The organism is Meiothermus sp. (genome assembly GCF_037443965.1).
In the GTDB taxonomy this organism is placed as follows: domain Bacteria; phylum Deinococcota; class Deinococci; order Deinococcales; family Thermaceae; genus Meiothermus.
This window is the reverse complement of the sequence record NZ_JBBINI010000049.1, coordinates 1-11,829: the sequence shown is the minus strand read 5'-3', so window position 1 is coordinate 11,829 and position 11,829 is coordinate 1. Positions and strand designations below refer to the sequence as shown.

Sequence of the window (11,829 nt, the reverse complement as noted above, 5' to 3'; positions counted from 1 at the left end):
GGACGCAGTCAGAGGTGAAGGATTCAAGCCGACCGAAGGGAGTAAAAAAGCATTTCGGTAGTATCGTTTAGGCTTGTCAAAGTGAACGATACTACCGAAATGCGTATCAGACCCCAATCTGCTGGGCTCAGTACTGGGCTTCAACCTGGGCGTGAAGCAGGTCAACTGGTGTTTGTGATTCCGGTATTCCTGCTGCTGGTGGCCGTTCGCCGGATTTCTTAGGAAGCCGGGGTGCGCTGGACGGTTTCGGCGGCTACGGTGGCCGCAGGTTTGTACTGGTTTGTGGAGCGGGCTTTTTTGGGGGCCTAGAGCCATGGGCCTCCTGCTGCGTTGGCGGTAGGAGGTTTTTGTTTGGAGATGGATGGCCTGGAGTGAGCAGTTTTTGAACTGGTGAACGAACAACTCTAGCGGCTATAACTACCCCTGCTAAGGGAGACCTGAGCAAGGAGGAGACCTCTATGAAACAAGACCGCCGCAATGCCCTCAAGCAACTCACCGCTGCCGGACTCGGACTGGCCCTTACGGGCAAAGTCAGCACCGCTCTGGCTCAAACCAACATCAAGCCCGCCTTCGGCAGCCGCGCTGCTTTGGCCAACAGTGTGTGGTTCAACGGGGCTTTGTTCAGTGTACTGGCCGACAAGAAAACCACCGGTGGCTCCTACGCCCTGATGGAAGTACGGATACGCCAGGGCTTTGAGGCCCCGCCCCACGTGCACAATGGCGAAGACGAAATCTTCTTTATCCAAGAAGGCGAAGTCACCTTCACTTCGGGCAACGTCGTGACTGAAGCCAAGGTGGGCGACCATGTGTTCCAGCCCAAGGGTGTGCCACACTCCTTCAAGCTCAAAACCCCCACGGCCCGGATGTTGGTGATCTTCACACCGGGGGGCCTCGAGGAAGCCTACCGCCGTTTGGGTGTGCCCGCGCAACAGCTCGAGCTGCCCGCTCCCCCTACGGCTGCCCCCACGCCTGAGCAGCTTGCAACCGTAGCCAAAGTTTTTGGCGAGTATGGCTTTGTGTTGTTACCCCGTTAGTGGGTCTGGGAAATAAGCAACCCCTGGTACCAGATGAGGAGAAGCGCGATGGCATGGTCGGGAAAAGTCCTGCACGACCCCCAAACCGGGGTGCAAATCAAGGTGCTGCAAACCGCCCGAGAGAGCCTGGGTAAACGTTTTGAAGTGGAGATTGCCTACCCAGTGGGTACGGGCAAGGAAGGCCAGCGGCCCCACTTCCACACCCGCTTCGACGAGCAGTTCGAGGTGATCGCGGGCACGGCGGCCTATGAGATCAACGGGATGCGGAAGGTCGCGGCAGTAGGAACCCGTTTCTCCATCCACCGCAACCAGCCCCACCTCAACCCCTATAACGCGGGGAAGGATACGTTGCGGATTCGCCAATGGGTCGAGTTGCCACAGCCAGATCGGCGGATGCTCGAGGCCTTCGAGGATTTCATCGAAACCGGTTTTGGCCTGGCCGCAGAGGGTAAGCACCCCAGCTTCTTGCAAACCGTGGTGTTGTTTCGAGCCCTTCAACCCGGTTCCTACGTGGCAGGGATTCCCATCCCGGTACAGCGGGTGCTGTTTGGAGCCTTGGCGGCACTCGGACGTGCCTTGGGCTACCAGACCCGCTATCCCCGCTTTGCTAGCCCCGAGCCTGCACCCCAGCAGGGCTTGGCCCACGAGTACCACTTCTTCGACCACTGGCTGATCCCCGCTCCCCTCGAGCAGGTTTGGGACAGCATCACCCAAACCGAGCACTACACAAAGTGGTGGGGTGCGGTCTACGACCAAGTGGAAAAACTCGGCGAGGGTAACGCCGACGGAGTGGGAGCCAAGACTCGAGTGCGCGTACACGGCCCACTGCCTTACCGGCTGGGCTTTGTGGTGGAGAGCGTGCGGATAAACAAGCCCCATGTGCTCGAGGTGCGCTCGAGGGGCGACCTGATCGGCACTGGGGTTTGGCGCTTGAAGAGCGTTTTGGGCGGAACCGAGGTCAGCTACGACTGGCGGCCCAGGGCCGAGTTTGCGCTGGTGCGGCTGCTCTCTCCGCTGCTCAAACCGCTCTTCCGCTACAACCACGACTGGTGTATGCAACAAGGCGAGATTGGACTGCGTAAGTGGCTGGCCCAGCCGGAACGGCAGATCAAACCAAGGCAGGCCTAAAAGGTGAGCAGTTTTTGGTCTGGAAAATGAACAGCACGGGGGGGGCAAACTCTTCTCGTACCAAAAAGGAGGCCGAGATGAAGGAAGATAGCGAGCAAGCCTTTTTACGACTTAGGGACGAGGGAAAGCCCTTGCACATCTTAGGGCATTCGGTGTGCGCGATTCTTCCACCGCCCGGCGAACAACGCTAGCCAGAAAGGAGCAAGATGAATAAGCACGTAGAAACCCTACGCAAGGCCCATGAAGCGTTTAGCCGCCATAAGGTGGACGAGGCCGTCCAGGTGATGGCGGAGGGCGGCACGATGGTAGATCACGGTCGGGGGAAGACTTACCACGGTCGTGCTGATTTTTTTAACATGTTGAGCGGTTTTGTACAGATGTCCTCGAACATCAAAATTGTGGATGCTCGCTACATCGAAGCCGGCGATTGGGTAACGGCGCAGTTTCGGGCGGTCGGAACCCAGGATGGCCCCATGGCCGGTACACCCTTTGGGCCGAGTCACAAGCCCTTTTCGTTGGATGTGTGCGAAGTCTGGCGCTTTGGGGCGGACGGGCTTGCCCTCGAGGGGCACAACTACTCCGACGGTTTTGGTTTGTTGATGCAACTTGGACACCTCCAAGCTCCCCCGTAGGTGAGGGCTTGCTGCTCGAGGGAGTTGCCCATGTATAGCCAGCCCAAGGCTCCAACAACCCGCCCCGACGACGAGCTGTTCCCCTGCTCGAGCGAGTGCTTCCGGCGCGGGCGCAAACGCAAATCAGGGCGGCGCAACTTTTCTCAGCCAGCCCCCAAGGAGAGCATTATGAATCCATCCAACAAAGCTGTGCTCGAGCAGTTCAACCAGGCCATGGGCCAGTTTTGGCAGTCCGGTGACAGCAACCTCTTCGACCAAGTGATCGCCGAGGATTGCGCCTTCCACCAGCCGGACATCCCGCCCACCGGCAAACGGGTGCAAATCAAGGTAATGGATGTGATCCGGCTCGAGGAGGGTCGCTTTACCGAGCACTGGGGCATCGTGGATCAGGTCGGTCTGATGCAGCAACTGGGTGTAATTCCCTAGCCCGTTTGAGGAGAATCGTATGAATCACGTCCAAACCGTTCAGCAGATTTACGCCGACTTTGGCCTCGGTAACGTGGCGGGCATCCTAGATGTGGTAAACCCCTTTTTAGGCTCGAGGGCGGTAAGATTGCCTCCTGCTTGGGCCAGATGGATCGGCTCGAGGTGATGCAACAACTGGGTATGAGGCTGGTCAAGGCGGAATGATGTACCGTGAACAGTTTTTGAACTGGCATTCGGGCACAGGTTGGGTGCAAGCTGTACCCTAGGAGAACCTTATGGCCTACCCCGTGCCTGAAATCACCTCGCGCTACAGCATCCGCGACTATATCCTGACCCTCGACCCGGTAAAAGATCACCAGCAGATTTGCTACCTCAGCAGTTGCTACGACTTCCCTTGGGATTTCACCCGTGCCCTCGAGTTCGCCCTCTTCCGCACCTTCGGGGTAGCCAAGGGTACGCCGCTGTTGCAGCAGACCGGCGAGTTTATTCGCCGCACGCGCAAGCGCTACGACGACACCGTGCTGATATTGGGTGAGATCCTGGAAAACGGCTACGACAGCCCCCGTGGCAAGGCCGCCCTGCGCCGCATGAACCAGCAGCACGCCCGCTACTCCATTGGCAACGACGAGTACCTCTATACCCTCTCGACCTTTGTGCTGGAACCCATCCGCTGGATGGAGCGCTTCGGCTGGCGACCCTACACGAACCACGAAAAAACTGCCGCGTTTACCTACTGGCTCGAGATGGGCAAGCGCATGAACATCCGGGACTTGCCCAACACATTGGAGGAGATGGAGCGCTTCAACGTCCAGTTCGAGCGCGAGCACTTTCGCTACACGCCCTCCAATGAGGCCATCGCCACCCCCACTCGAGACCTGCTGCTTTCGATGTACCTGCCACGCTGGCTGTGGCCGGTGGGCAAGCCCTTTGTGTACGCCCTGATTGATGAGCCGCTGCTACGAGCCGTGGGTTTTCCCAATCCACCGGCCTGGCTGCGCCGCGTAGTTGAGGGCGGCTTGCGCCTCAAAGCCAGGATTCAACGCCTATGGGCCCCACGCAAGCGACCCTACTTGTTCACTGCGGCCCGGTATCCCAGCTACCCAGGGGGCTATCAGATCGAGCAACTGGGCGCAGACCGAGGGTAGGCCCTCACCTAGAGGTAGCACGGTGAAGCCACCCCCAGCCCACAATGGCCTGCTCAAAGCAAGCTCATGGTCTTAAAGTCACCCCCCAGCACCTGGCGCGGATTGGCCGCAATCCACTGGAGCGCAGTGGCGTAGACGTTGCGGAAGTCGGTCTGGTATTTGAGGGCGTTGAGTTCTAAATCTTCCAGATCCGGCTCGCTACCGAATAGCCCGCCCTTAACGCCGCCGCCCAGCACGAACATCAGCCCGCCCTCGCCGTGGTCGGTGCCAAAGGAAGCGTTTTCGGCCACCTGCCGCCCAAACTCACTGAACACCATCAGCATCACATCTTTGTCGCGGCCAATAGCCTTCATGTCGGCGCGGAAGGCCGCCACGGCCTGGGCCACGTAGCCCAGCAGCTCGGCCTGGCGGGGGGGTTGTCCGGCGTGGGTATCCCAGCCGCCCAGGGTGGTGTAGTAGACGCTGCTGCCCAGTCCCCCTGCAATCATGCGGGCAATATCGCCCATGCTACGGCCAAAGGCATTGTCGGGGTACTGGGCGCGGTTCTTGACCTCGCGCAACTGCCCTACTTTGTCGAGGGCCCCGCGCAGCGAAAGCATGGCCTGGCGTACTTCTTCAGCCGTGCCGCTACGGGTCAGGCGCGCTTCTTTGTCGAACGCCTCCTCGAAGGGGCGGGGCAGCCGGATGCTGAAGGTGTCTATGCTCTGGATGGCCGGGGCGGTGCGCTTTTCCCCCATCTGGGCCTGGGGGGTGGCCCCGCCCAAGAAGGTGTCGCAGAAGGGGTCGTCTTGTAGGTCGCCCCAGCGGCCCAGCCAGCCGGTTTCTTCCCTGCGGGTGGGGTCGGCGGTGTGCCAGATGGAGGTCGAGATGAAGTGGCTGCGGTTGGGGTTGGGGTAGCCCACCTGGGGGATAACAGCCAACTCGCCGCTGTTCCACATCTGCATGAGCGGCCTTAGCGCGGGGTGGAAGCCCAGTTTTTCTCCGTTGGCCCCCAGGTCCAACACCTCTTCGCGCTTGATGGCGATGTTGGGGCGCAGGCGGTAGTAGAGCTCGTTGCGGTAGGGGATCAGGGTGTTGAGCTGGTCATTGCCGCCGAACAAGTTGACCACCACCAGAATTTTGTCTTTGGACTGGGCTGCCAGGGCGGTCTTGGAGAGCAGTGAGGGCGCGCCCTGGCCCAGCGCCAGCGTTAGGAGAGATTTTTTGATGAAGTCGCGTCTATCCATGCCATACCTCTCGGAGGGTTGGGCCAGAGCGCCCCAAGACCCTTAGCTACAGCAACTGTGCCTCCGGCCTGACCAGCGATAAAGCCCCGCTGGCGTTGTCCATGAATACCTCCAGGTCGAGACGGCGTTCACGGCCTGCAAAACCTGCCAGCAGGTTGAGGCGGCTCAGGAAGGGCGACTCGGCCAGCCAGCTTAGGCCCCCATCCCACCCCGCTACGGTGGGGGGGTCGAAAGGGATCTGCCCCATGGCGGCCAGCGCCTGATAGAGACCGCGTCCGGGCCGTTCCTCAAAATTCACCTGATCCACGCCCGCCGCGTACCACAGCCCTACCAGGTATTCCAGGGGGCTTTTGATGAGCGCGTTGCGGTACTGGGGTTGGTAAAACTCGTCGCGGGTGAAAAGCCAGCGCAGAAACTCTCGAGTTCCACCACTACGGAAGACCCGGGCCCCCTCCTGCACCAGCGGCTCGGGAGGCTCGGGACTCAGGTAAAACCGGAGCAGCTTGCGCCCTACAAACTCATAGGTTTTGGGGTGGGCAATCAGAATCTCCAGCACTTCGTCGCCGGTTTTGATGCGCCGGCCCAGGAAGGTTTTCTCGCCGGGGTCGTGCCAGTTGCGGTTGAACACGTACTCGAAGGCCACATTTGCGCTGGCCTCGCGCGGGCGCTGGCCCCCTGCCAGGCGCACCGTCCAGCCGGTGAAAGCCCGCGCGGCCTCCAGAATGTCCTGCTCGGTGTAGTGGCCGGGGCCTACGGTGTAGAGTTCCAGCAGCTCTCGGGCCCAGTTTTGGTTGGGGTGCTCCTTGCGGCTCTGGGCGTTGTTGAGGTAGAGCAGCATCACCGGGTTTTGGGCGATGGCCTTGAGCAGCTCCCCGTAAGGGCCATATCCCAGTTGCCGGAAGGTGGCGAACTGGTTCCAAAAGTCAATCCCCTGGGCCCCCATGGTCTCGCGGAACTCGGAGGTCAGGTGGCCGTGCCAGAACAGTACCAGACGCTCGGCGGCGGGGGTGGGGGTGGTGAGCCAGTGGTTGATCCAGCGCTGGCTGATCTCGCGGTGTTGTTGGGCGCGTTCGTTGCGGGTGGCGCTGGTGGTGTAGGGGGGCGCTTGGGCCGGGTCTCGCAGCAACCAGTCCACTGCTCTTTCCAGGCCCATCTCGGCCAACTGTTGCGCTTCGTTCTTGCGCCCCCGACCGGCTGCACGGCGCAGCAGATGGGTGGCGTTTGGGTAGGTAAGGGCTCGAGCCATCCGTCACTCCTTCCGGGTCTACAACCTTCCTGAGCACCAAGCTATGCCAGCAAGCTGAAGTCAGACTTAAGCCCGCCTTAAGAGGGGAACGGTCGGACTACAAGGGCAGACTGCAGGCGTTCTTGCGCGAAATCCGCTGCGAGGGGGTTTTGCTTTTTGTAGTGCCAATAGCTTAGAATCCCGCCCAAAGGAGTGTGTATGAAAGCCTATCGCATTGAGCCTGATGACAGGTTCCGCTTGAAGAATTTCGATCCCGACGATACCAGTGCCTTCAAAGGGGGCAAACAGGAGGCTTTAGAAGCCCTGGCCAAGCTCAACGACCGCCTCGAGCAGCTTCAGGAACTGCTCTTTGCTGAGGGTAAATACAAGGTCTTGGTGGTTTTACAGGCCATGGACGCAGGGGGAAAGGACGGCACCATTCGGGTGGTTTTCGATGGGGTAGACCCCAGCGGGGTGCGGGTCGCGGGTTTTGGGGTTCCCACCGAACATGAACTGGCCCGCGACTATCTCTGGCGCGTCCATCAGCAGGTGCCGCGCAAGGGCGAGATGGTCATCTTCAACCGCTCCCACTACGAAGATGTACTGGTGGTGCGGGTCAAGAACCTGGTTCCCGAGCCGGTCTGGAGGAAACGCTACCGGCACATCCGCGAGTTTGAGCGGATGCTGGCCGACGAGGGCACCACCATCCTCAAGTTCTTTTTGCACATCTCCAAAGAGGAGCAGCGCATCCGTCTGCAAGAGCGCCTCGACAACCCCCAGAAGCGCTGGAAGTTTCGCAAAGGTGACCTCGACGACCGCAAGCTCTGGGACGACTACCAGCAAGCCTTCGAGGACGCAATCCGCGAGACCAGCACCGAGTATGCCCCTTGGTACGTAATCCCCGCCAACAAAAACTGGTACCGCAACTGGCTGGTTGCGCGCATCCTGGTCGAGACCTTAGAGAGCTTAGGGATGCAATATCCCCAGCCCGAGGTGGGTCTGGAAAAAATCACAATCAAGTAGCCTTTACGGCCAGTTTTTATTCTCGCAAGGTCAGGCGGGCCTGGGTGATGGTGGTGCTTTGTGCTGCTGCGGATAGGCTCAGCTCGAGCTCGGCTATCTCGGGCAGCTCTTCGACCATCCGCGACACCCGCAGCAAGATGTCTTGCAGGCTTTCCAGGTGGGCCTTATTGGCCAGTGGGGCGAGCATCTCTTGGGCCTCGAGGTCGGTGAGGGGGGTGATGCGGATGCCCAGCCGCTGTTCGCCCAGGGGTAGGCCGGTGAGCGCCAGCGTCAGCACCGAGCCGAATAAAGGGTCGTTTTTGACCCGCAAGGCCAGGGCGATCCCCTCAGGGGACGGAGTTCCAATCCTCAGGCCAAAGTAGCCCAGCAACTCTGCGGTCTGGGCTGGGTTCAGCCTGCCCCTGGTTTTGGACACCAGGGCACGGGCTTCGTCCTCCTGAACCCCGTGGTCGGGGATTTCCCCCGGTGGGGTTTTGCGCCACTGGGCGTAGGCATAGGCGGCGGCCAGCGCCCGCCCTGCCGACTCGGGAAAGCGGTACGAAGGCACCCACTCCGCCCCCAGCCGTACCCTGGGCCGTCCGGCGGTCATGAAGCAGGTGAGTACCGGTATATGGATTCCTTTTTCCCTGGCCTCGGCGAAGGCCGTGCGCAGGGCCTCGCTGACTTCTTCCAGGGTGGCGTAGCCCAGCGGCACGAACAGCGCCATGGCTGCATTGGCGCTGCCAGACAGGAGTTCTCGAGCAGAGCTTAGGTATTCCTCCGCCGAAGCCCTCGAGCCCAAATCGCGCACCTCCGCCGTGAGCCCCTCGGCTTTGAGGGCCTCCAGGGCCAAGAGGGCCGGGCCGGAGGCATTGGTCAGCAAGGCGACCTTGGGGCCCTCCGGCAACGGCTGGTGGGCCAGCAGGGCGGCGATGTCGAACATCTCCTCGAGGCTTTCCGCCCGCACCACCCCGGTCTGCTTGAAAAGCGCCTCCACCACCGCATCCCGGCCAGGCCGCACGGCCAGAATGGGCTTTTTGCGCCCCATCCGCCGGGCCAGCCGGGCAAAGCGCCGGGGGTTGCCAAACGACTCGACATACAGCAAGACCAGCCCGGTATCGGGGTCTTCCTCCCAGAACTGGATCAGGTCGTTGGAGGAGATATCTACCTTGGCGCCGAGCGACACAAAGTTGGAAAACCCCAAGCCCATCTCGCGGGCATATTCCAGCACCGCCAGCCCCACCGCGCCGCTCTGGCTGGACATGGCGATGCGCCCGCGGAGGGGCAAGGTGGCGGCCAACCCGGCGCAAAGTTGAATTTCTGGACTGGTGGAAATTAAGGCCAGCGAACCCGGCCCCACCAGTCGCATCCCGTAGTGGCGGCAGGTCTGCACCAAGCTCTTGACCTGAGGCGCTTCCATATCGGTCGTGACCACCATCAAAGCCCGCACCCCCCGCTGCCCACAGGCCTCGGCCACCTCCAGTACCTTGTCGCGGGGCGTGGTGACGATGGCGAGGTCAATGGGCCCCGGCACCGCCTTGATGGAGGTATAGGCCAGCATCGAACCCACCACCGGCACATCGCCTGCGGCAGGGGTCGCGGCGGTGTTGACGGGGTAGACTGGGCCTTGAAAACGGTTCAGGACTAGATGTTCCAGCACTTGATAACCCACGCTCCTTGCATCCCGTGAAGCGCCCACCACCGCAACCCCCCTGGGGCGCAACACCGGCATCAGCGAGGCTACAGTGGAGACCCGTTCGCGTAGTTCAAACTTAGCGATCATTTCCGGGTTGGGTTCTATGTCAAAGCTGACCTCGACTTCTCCAGAGTCTGTGTGAGATTCTACTTTGAAGCCGCTGGCCTTAAAAACATCGAGCATCTGGCGGTTTTCGGCCAGCGTGAAGGCGTGGAAACGGCGAATGCCCCGCTGAACCCCCATCAGGGCCAGCCGCTCGAGCAGCAGCGAGCCCAGGCCTTTACCCTGAAACCAGTCATCCACCAAAAAAGCCACCTCCGCCGAGGTGGAGTGGGTACCTTCTTGCACGTACTCTCCGGTTGCGATGATGCGCTCCGGGTCGCCCGAGAGCACCACCAAGGTCACCTTGTCCTCGCCTTCGGGTTTTTTGAGCAGGAGGTCGGCGGCGGTTTCCGGTCTGACCTCGGAAAAAAAGCGAAAAGTGCGGGCTTGGGGTGAGAGACGCTCCAAAAACTCTACGAACAACGCCCGGTCTTCGGGGCGGGCGGGGCGCAGAGTAGCGGTGCGGCCATCCTTGAGCAGGATAGGGCCCGACTCGAGGGCGTACTGCGGCGTGGGGGGGGGAATGTAGCGTTCGGGCATACCATCGTCCTGCCTATTAGCATAGCCTCAAACCCAGGGAAGGCTGTCCTGTTGGATTCTGGTATCGGGGATACGGGATGGGCGTATACTGGAGCACAAAAGGAGGTCATTTTCTTGGGCACGAAATTACGCGACCAGGTAATGAAGCTGGTCAAGCCGGTTTTTATTGAATGGCCTGCAAGCCAGCGGAATCTCAATGACCTTAGGGAAGCCTTCATAAACACCATCGAACCCATCGAAGCACGTATTCGTAAGGCCCAAAGTCCAGAGGCTGAACAGATCATCCGCCACATCATTGGTATGGAGCGCTGGGGTCAGAACCGCCTTCGCGTAGCCCTGGGCAGCCCCCTGGTTATGGACGAGCATCACGCCTACAAGCCCCCTCAAGGGCTCAGCAAGAACCACCTGCTTGTGGAATTCAGGAAGACCCGGTTGCAAACCCTCGAGCTCATCGAACAGCTCAAAGGCACCATTGACCCGCAGTATATCCCCCATAACGCCATGGGGCCGCTTTCGACGCAGGGCTGGTTGTACTACCTTTGCCTGCACGCCGACTGGGAGAGCCGCCGCTTGCGCTAGCTAGCGCACCGGAGGTCAGGGCGAACCTCTAGCGCGTCGCTAGACCTCTGGCTCGGTTCTCGGTACCTTAAGGGTATGCGGCTCAAGGCAAAATTCTGGCTCGAGTCCGATACCGGCGACTTCCTGCTGGGGCCGGGCACACTGCGATTGCTGCTGGCAATCGCGGACAAAGGCAGTCTCAAGGCCGGAGCAAAAATCGTTGGGCTGAGTTACCGGGCTGCCTGGGATCGGCTCAAGAAAGCCGAGGCGGGGTTGGGTTTTCCCCTTTTGGAACGCCACTCCGGGGGAGAGGGAGGGGGCGGCAGCACCCTTACCCCAGCGGCGCTGGAACTGGTCGAGCGGTACCGAGCCTTTGTGCAAGGCGTGGAAGGGGCGCTCGAGGCCCGCTACACCAAAGCCTTCGCAGACTGGCCTTTCAAAGGATACGAACGCAGTGGGAAAAATTGAGAGAACCACAGCGCCCAATCGCCGATAGCCGTAGGTTCCATCTGGTATGCAGATGCGGGGAAGTCAATGTGCTTGGCATTTAAACAAAATGTTGTAATAAAAACTAACAATAAGCATTTATCGGATTTACAAAATGCAGTAAGAACCATATTTACATGCAAAGTGTTGACAAATAAACAGACAAATGATACGTTTGTATTGCCAGACGCTTCATGTGCTCCCCGGTTGCCAGGCCGGGGAGTCCTCCTTTGGGGTGGCTGTGGGTTTTGCTCGAGGCTTATGTAAAAGCCCACAAAGAGGCCGATGAAAAGAGACATGGATTTCGTCCGGCAGTTGCTAATTGACATTGAGGAGAAGGATTATGGGGTTTTTCGGCCCTTTGATGAGTACGAGGAAGAAAACAAAAAAGTTGGCTACCATACCCGACTGCTAATAAATGCTGGATATGTTGACGGAAGCATCAAAGAGACCTCTGGTGGCGGCATCTTCATAATCAACGGGCTTACCTGGAAATGTCATGCCTTCGTGTGCTACTTGACCTACCCCAGGGGATGTAAAAAAGAGGGGGTGCTATGGAAACCCACAGAGAGCACCCCCTGTACTATCTTGACGCAGAAACCCTCCTGGTGGCTACCTACGTCTGGGTG

General features: G+C 60.0%; 13 protein-coding genes. 10 read left to right on the top strand and 3 right to left on the bottom strand.

What is annotated here, in order from left to right; translation table 11 throughout:
- Positions 1–458 precede the first annotated feature (458 nt).
- The 6 genes from WKI89_RS16915 (at position 459) to WKI89_RS16890 (ending at position 4,365) form a co-directional block, all read left to right on the top strand.
- The gene (locus WKI89_RS16915) at positions 459–1,034 is read left to right on the top strand and encodes a cupin domain-containing protein (protein WP_337871551.1); all 576 of its coding nucleotides are present in this window, start codon (positions 459–461) and stop codon (positions 1,032–1,034) included.
- A gap of 48 nt (positions 1,035–1,082) precedes the next feature.
- Positions 1,083–2,162 (top strand): SRPBCC family protein, encoded by a 1,080-nt coding sequence (locus tag WKI89_RS16910; protein WP_337871550.1) that lies wholly within the window; start codon positions 1,083–1,085, stop codon positions 2,160–2,162.
- A 206-nt stretch (positions 2,163–2,368) separates the two neighbouring features.
- Positions 2,369–2,794 (top strand): nuclear transport factor 2 family protein, encoded by a 426-nt coding sequence (locus tag WKI89_RS16905; protein WP_337871549.1) that lies wholly within the window; start codon positions 2,369–2,371, stop codon positions 2,792–2,794.
- Positions 2,795–2,824: 30 nt separating this feature from the next.
- The gene (locus tag WKI89_RS16900) at positions 2,825–3,220 is read left to right on the top strand and encodes an ester cyclase (RefSeq protein ID WP_337871548.1); all 396 of its coding nucleotides are present in this window, start codon (positions 2,825–2,827) and stop codon (positions 3,218–3,220) included.
- A 19-nt stretch (positions 3,221–3,239) separates the two neighbouring features.
- Positions 3,240–3,386 carry a hypothetical protein gene (locus WKI89_RS16895; RefSeq protein ID WP_337871547.1) on the top strand — a complete coding sequence of 49 codons (147 nt, stop codon included), beginning with the start codon at positions 3,240–3,242 and terminating at the stop codon, positions 3,384–3,386.
- 109 nt (positions 3,387–3,495) lie between these two features.
- The gene (locus tag WKI89_RS16890; protein ID WP_337871546.1) at positions 3,496–4,365 is read left to right on the top strand and encodes an oxygenase MpaB family protein; all 870 of its coding nucleotides are present in this window, start codon (positions 3,496–3,498) and stop codon (positions 4,363–4,365) included.
- A gap of 53 nt (positions 4,366–4,418) precedes the next feature.
- On the opposite strand, the gene WKI89_RS16885 is transcribed toward WKI89_RS16890, so the two are convergent.
- Together WKI89_RS16885 and WKI89_RS16880 are read right to left on the bottom strand one after the other, a co-directional pair.
- Complete coding sequence (locus WKI89_RS16885) at positions 4,419–5,591, bottom strand: DUF1501 domain-containing protein (RefSeq protein ID WP_337871545.1); 1,173 nt, start codon at positions 5,589–5,591, stop codon at positions 4,419–4,421.
- A gap of 46 nt (positions 5,592–5,637) precedes the next feature.
- Positions 5,638–6,837 carry a DUF1800 domain-containing protein gene (locus WKI89_RS16880; RefSeq protein WP_337871544.1) on the bottom strand — a complete coding sequence of 400 codons (1,200 nt, stop codon included), beginning with the start codon at positions 6,835–6,837 and terminating at the stop codon, positions 5,638–5,640.
- Between the two features lie 198 nt (positions 6,838–7,035).
- On the opposite strand from WKI89_RS16880, the gene WKI89_RS16875 reads away from it, so the two are divergent.
- On the top strand, positions 7,036–7,839 hold the full coding sequence (locus WKI89_RS16875; protein WP_337871543.1) for an AMP/ADP-polyphosphate phosphotransferase: 804 nt from the start codon (positions 7,036–7,038) through the stop codon (positions 7,837–7,839).
- A gap of 16 nt (positions 7,840–7,855) precedes the next feature.
- Here WKI89_RS16875 and WKI89_RS16870 read toward each other — a convergent pair whose 3' ends face one another.
- Positions 7,856–10,156, bottom strand: coding sequence for a GNAT family N-acetyltransferase (locus tag WKI89_RS16870; RefSeq protein WP_337871542.1), 2,301 nt, complete (start codon positions 10,154–10,156; stop codon positions 7,856–7,858).
- A gap of 114 nt (positions 10,157–10,270) precedes the next feature.
- Here WKI89_RS16870 and WKI89_RS16865 point away from each other — a divergent pair, with 114 nt between their 5' ends.
- The 3 genes from WKI89_RS16865 to WKI89_RS16855 form a co-directional block, all read left to right on the top strand.
- Positions 10,271–10,735 (top strand): hypothetical protein, encoded by a 465-nt coding sequence (locus WKI89_RS16865; RefSeq protein ID WP_337871541.1) that lies wholly within the window; start codon positions 10,271–10,273, stop codon positions 10,733–10,735.
- A 75-nt stretch (positions 10,736–10,810) separates the two neighbouring features.
- Positions 10,811–11,182, top strand: a complete 372-nt coding sequence (locus WKI89_RS16860; RefSeq protein WP_337871540.1) for a LysR family transcriptional regulator — start codon at positions 10,811–10,813, stop codon at positions 11,180–11,182.
- A gap of 303 nt (positions 11,183–11,485) precedes the next feature.
- Positions 11,486–11,829: DUF2513 domain-containing protein (locus WKI89_RS16855; protein ID WP_337871539.1), on the top strand; the 344-nt coding region annotated here is incomplete at its 3' end.

What these genes read in the sequence shown, in the direction of transcription:
- WKI89_RS16890 (WP_337871546.1), top strand. Translation starts at nt 3,496, where the DNA reads ATGGCCTACCCCGTGCCTGAAATCACCTCGCGCTACAGCATCCGCGAC.
- WKI89_RS16885 (WP_337871545.1), bottom strand. Translation starts at nt 5,591, where the DNA reads ATGGATAGACGCGACTTCATCAAAAAATCTCTCCTAACGCTGGCGCTG.
- WKI89_RS16860 (WP_337871540.1), top strand. Translation starts at nt 10,811, where the DNA reads ATGCGGCTCAAGGCAAAATTCTGGCTCGAGTCCGATACCGGCGACTTC.
- WKI89_RS16895 (WP_337871547.1), top strand. Translation starts at nt 3,240, where the DNA reads ATGAATCACGTCCAAACCGTTCAGCAGATTTACGCCGACTTTGGCCTC.
- WKI89_RS16875 (WP_337871543.1), top strand. Translation starts at nt 7,036, where the DNA reads ATGAAAGCCTATCGCATTGAGCCTGATGACAGGTTCCGCTTGAAGAAT.
- WKI89_RS16905 (WP_337871549.1), top strand. Translation starts at nt 2,369, where the DNA reads ATGAATAAGCACGTAGAAACCCTACGCAAGGCCCATGAAGCGTTTAGC.
- WKI89_RS16910 (WP_337871550.1), top strand. Translation starts at nt 1,083, where the DNA reads ATGGCATGGTCGGGAAAAGTCCTGCACGACCCCCAAACCGGGGTGCAA.
- WKI89_RS16880 (WP_337871544.1), bottom strand. Translation starts at nt 6,837, where the DNA reads ATGGCTCGAGCCCTTACCTACCCAAACGCCACCCATCTGCTGCGCCGT.
- WKI89_RS16915 (WP_337871551.1), top strand. Translation starts at nt 459, where the DNA reads ATGAAACAAGACCGCCGCAATGCCCTCAAGCAACTCACCGCTGCCGGA.
- WKI89_RS16900 (WP_337871548.1), top strand. Translation starts at nt 2,825, where the DNA reads ATGTATAGCCAGCCCAAGGCTCCAACAACCCGCCCCGACGACGAGCTG.
- WKI89_RS16870 (WP_337871542.1), bottom strand. Translation starts at nt 10,156, where the DNA reads ATGCCCGAACGCTACATTCCCCCCCCCACGCCGCAGTACGCCCTCGAG.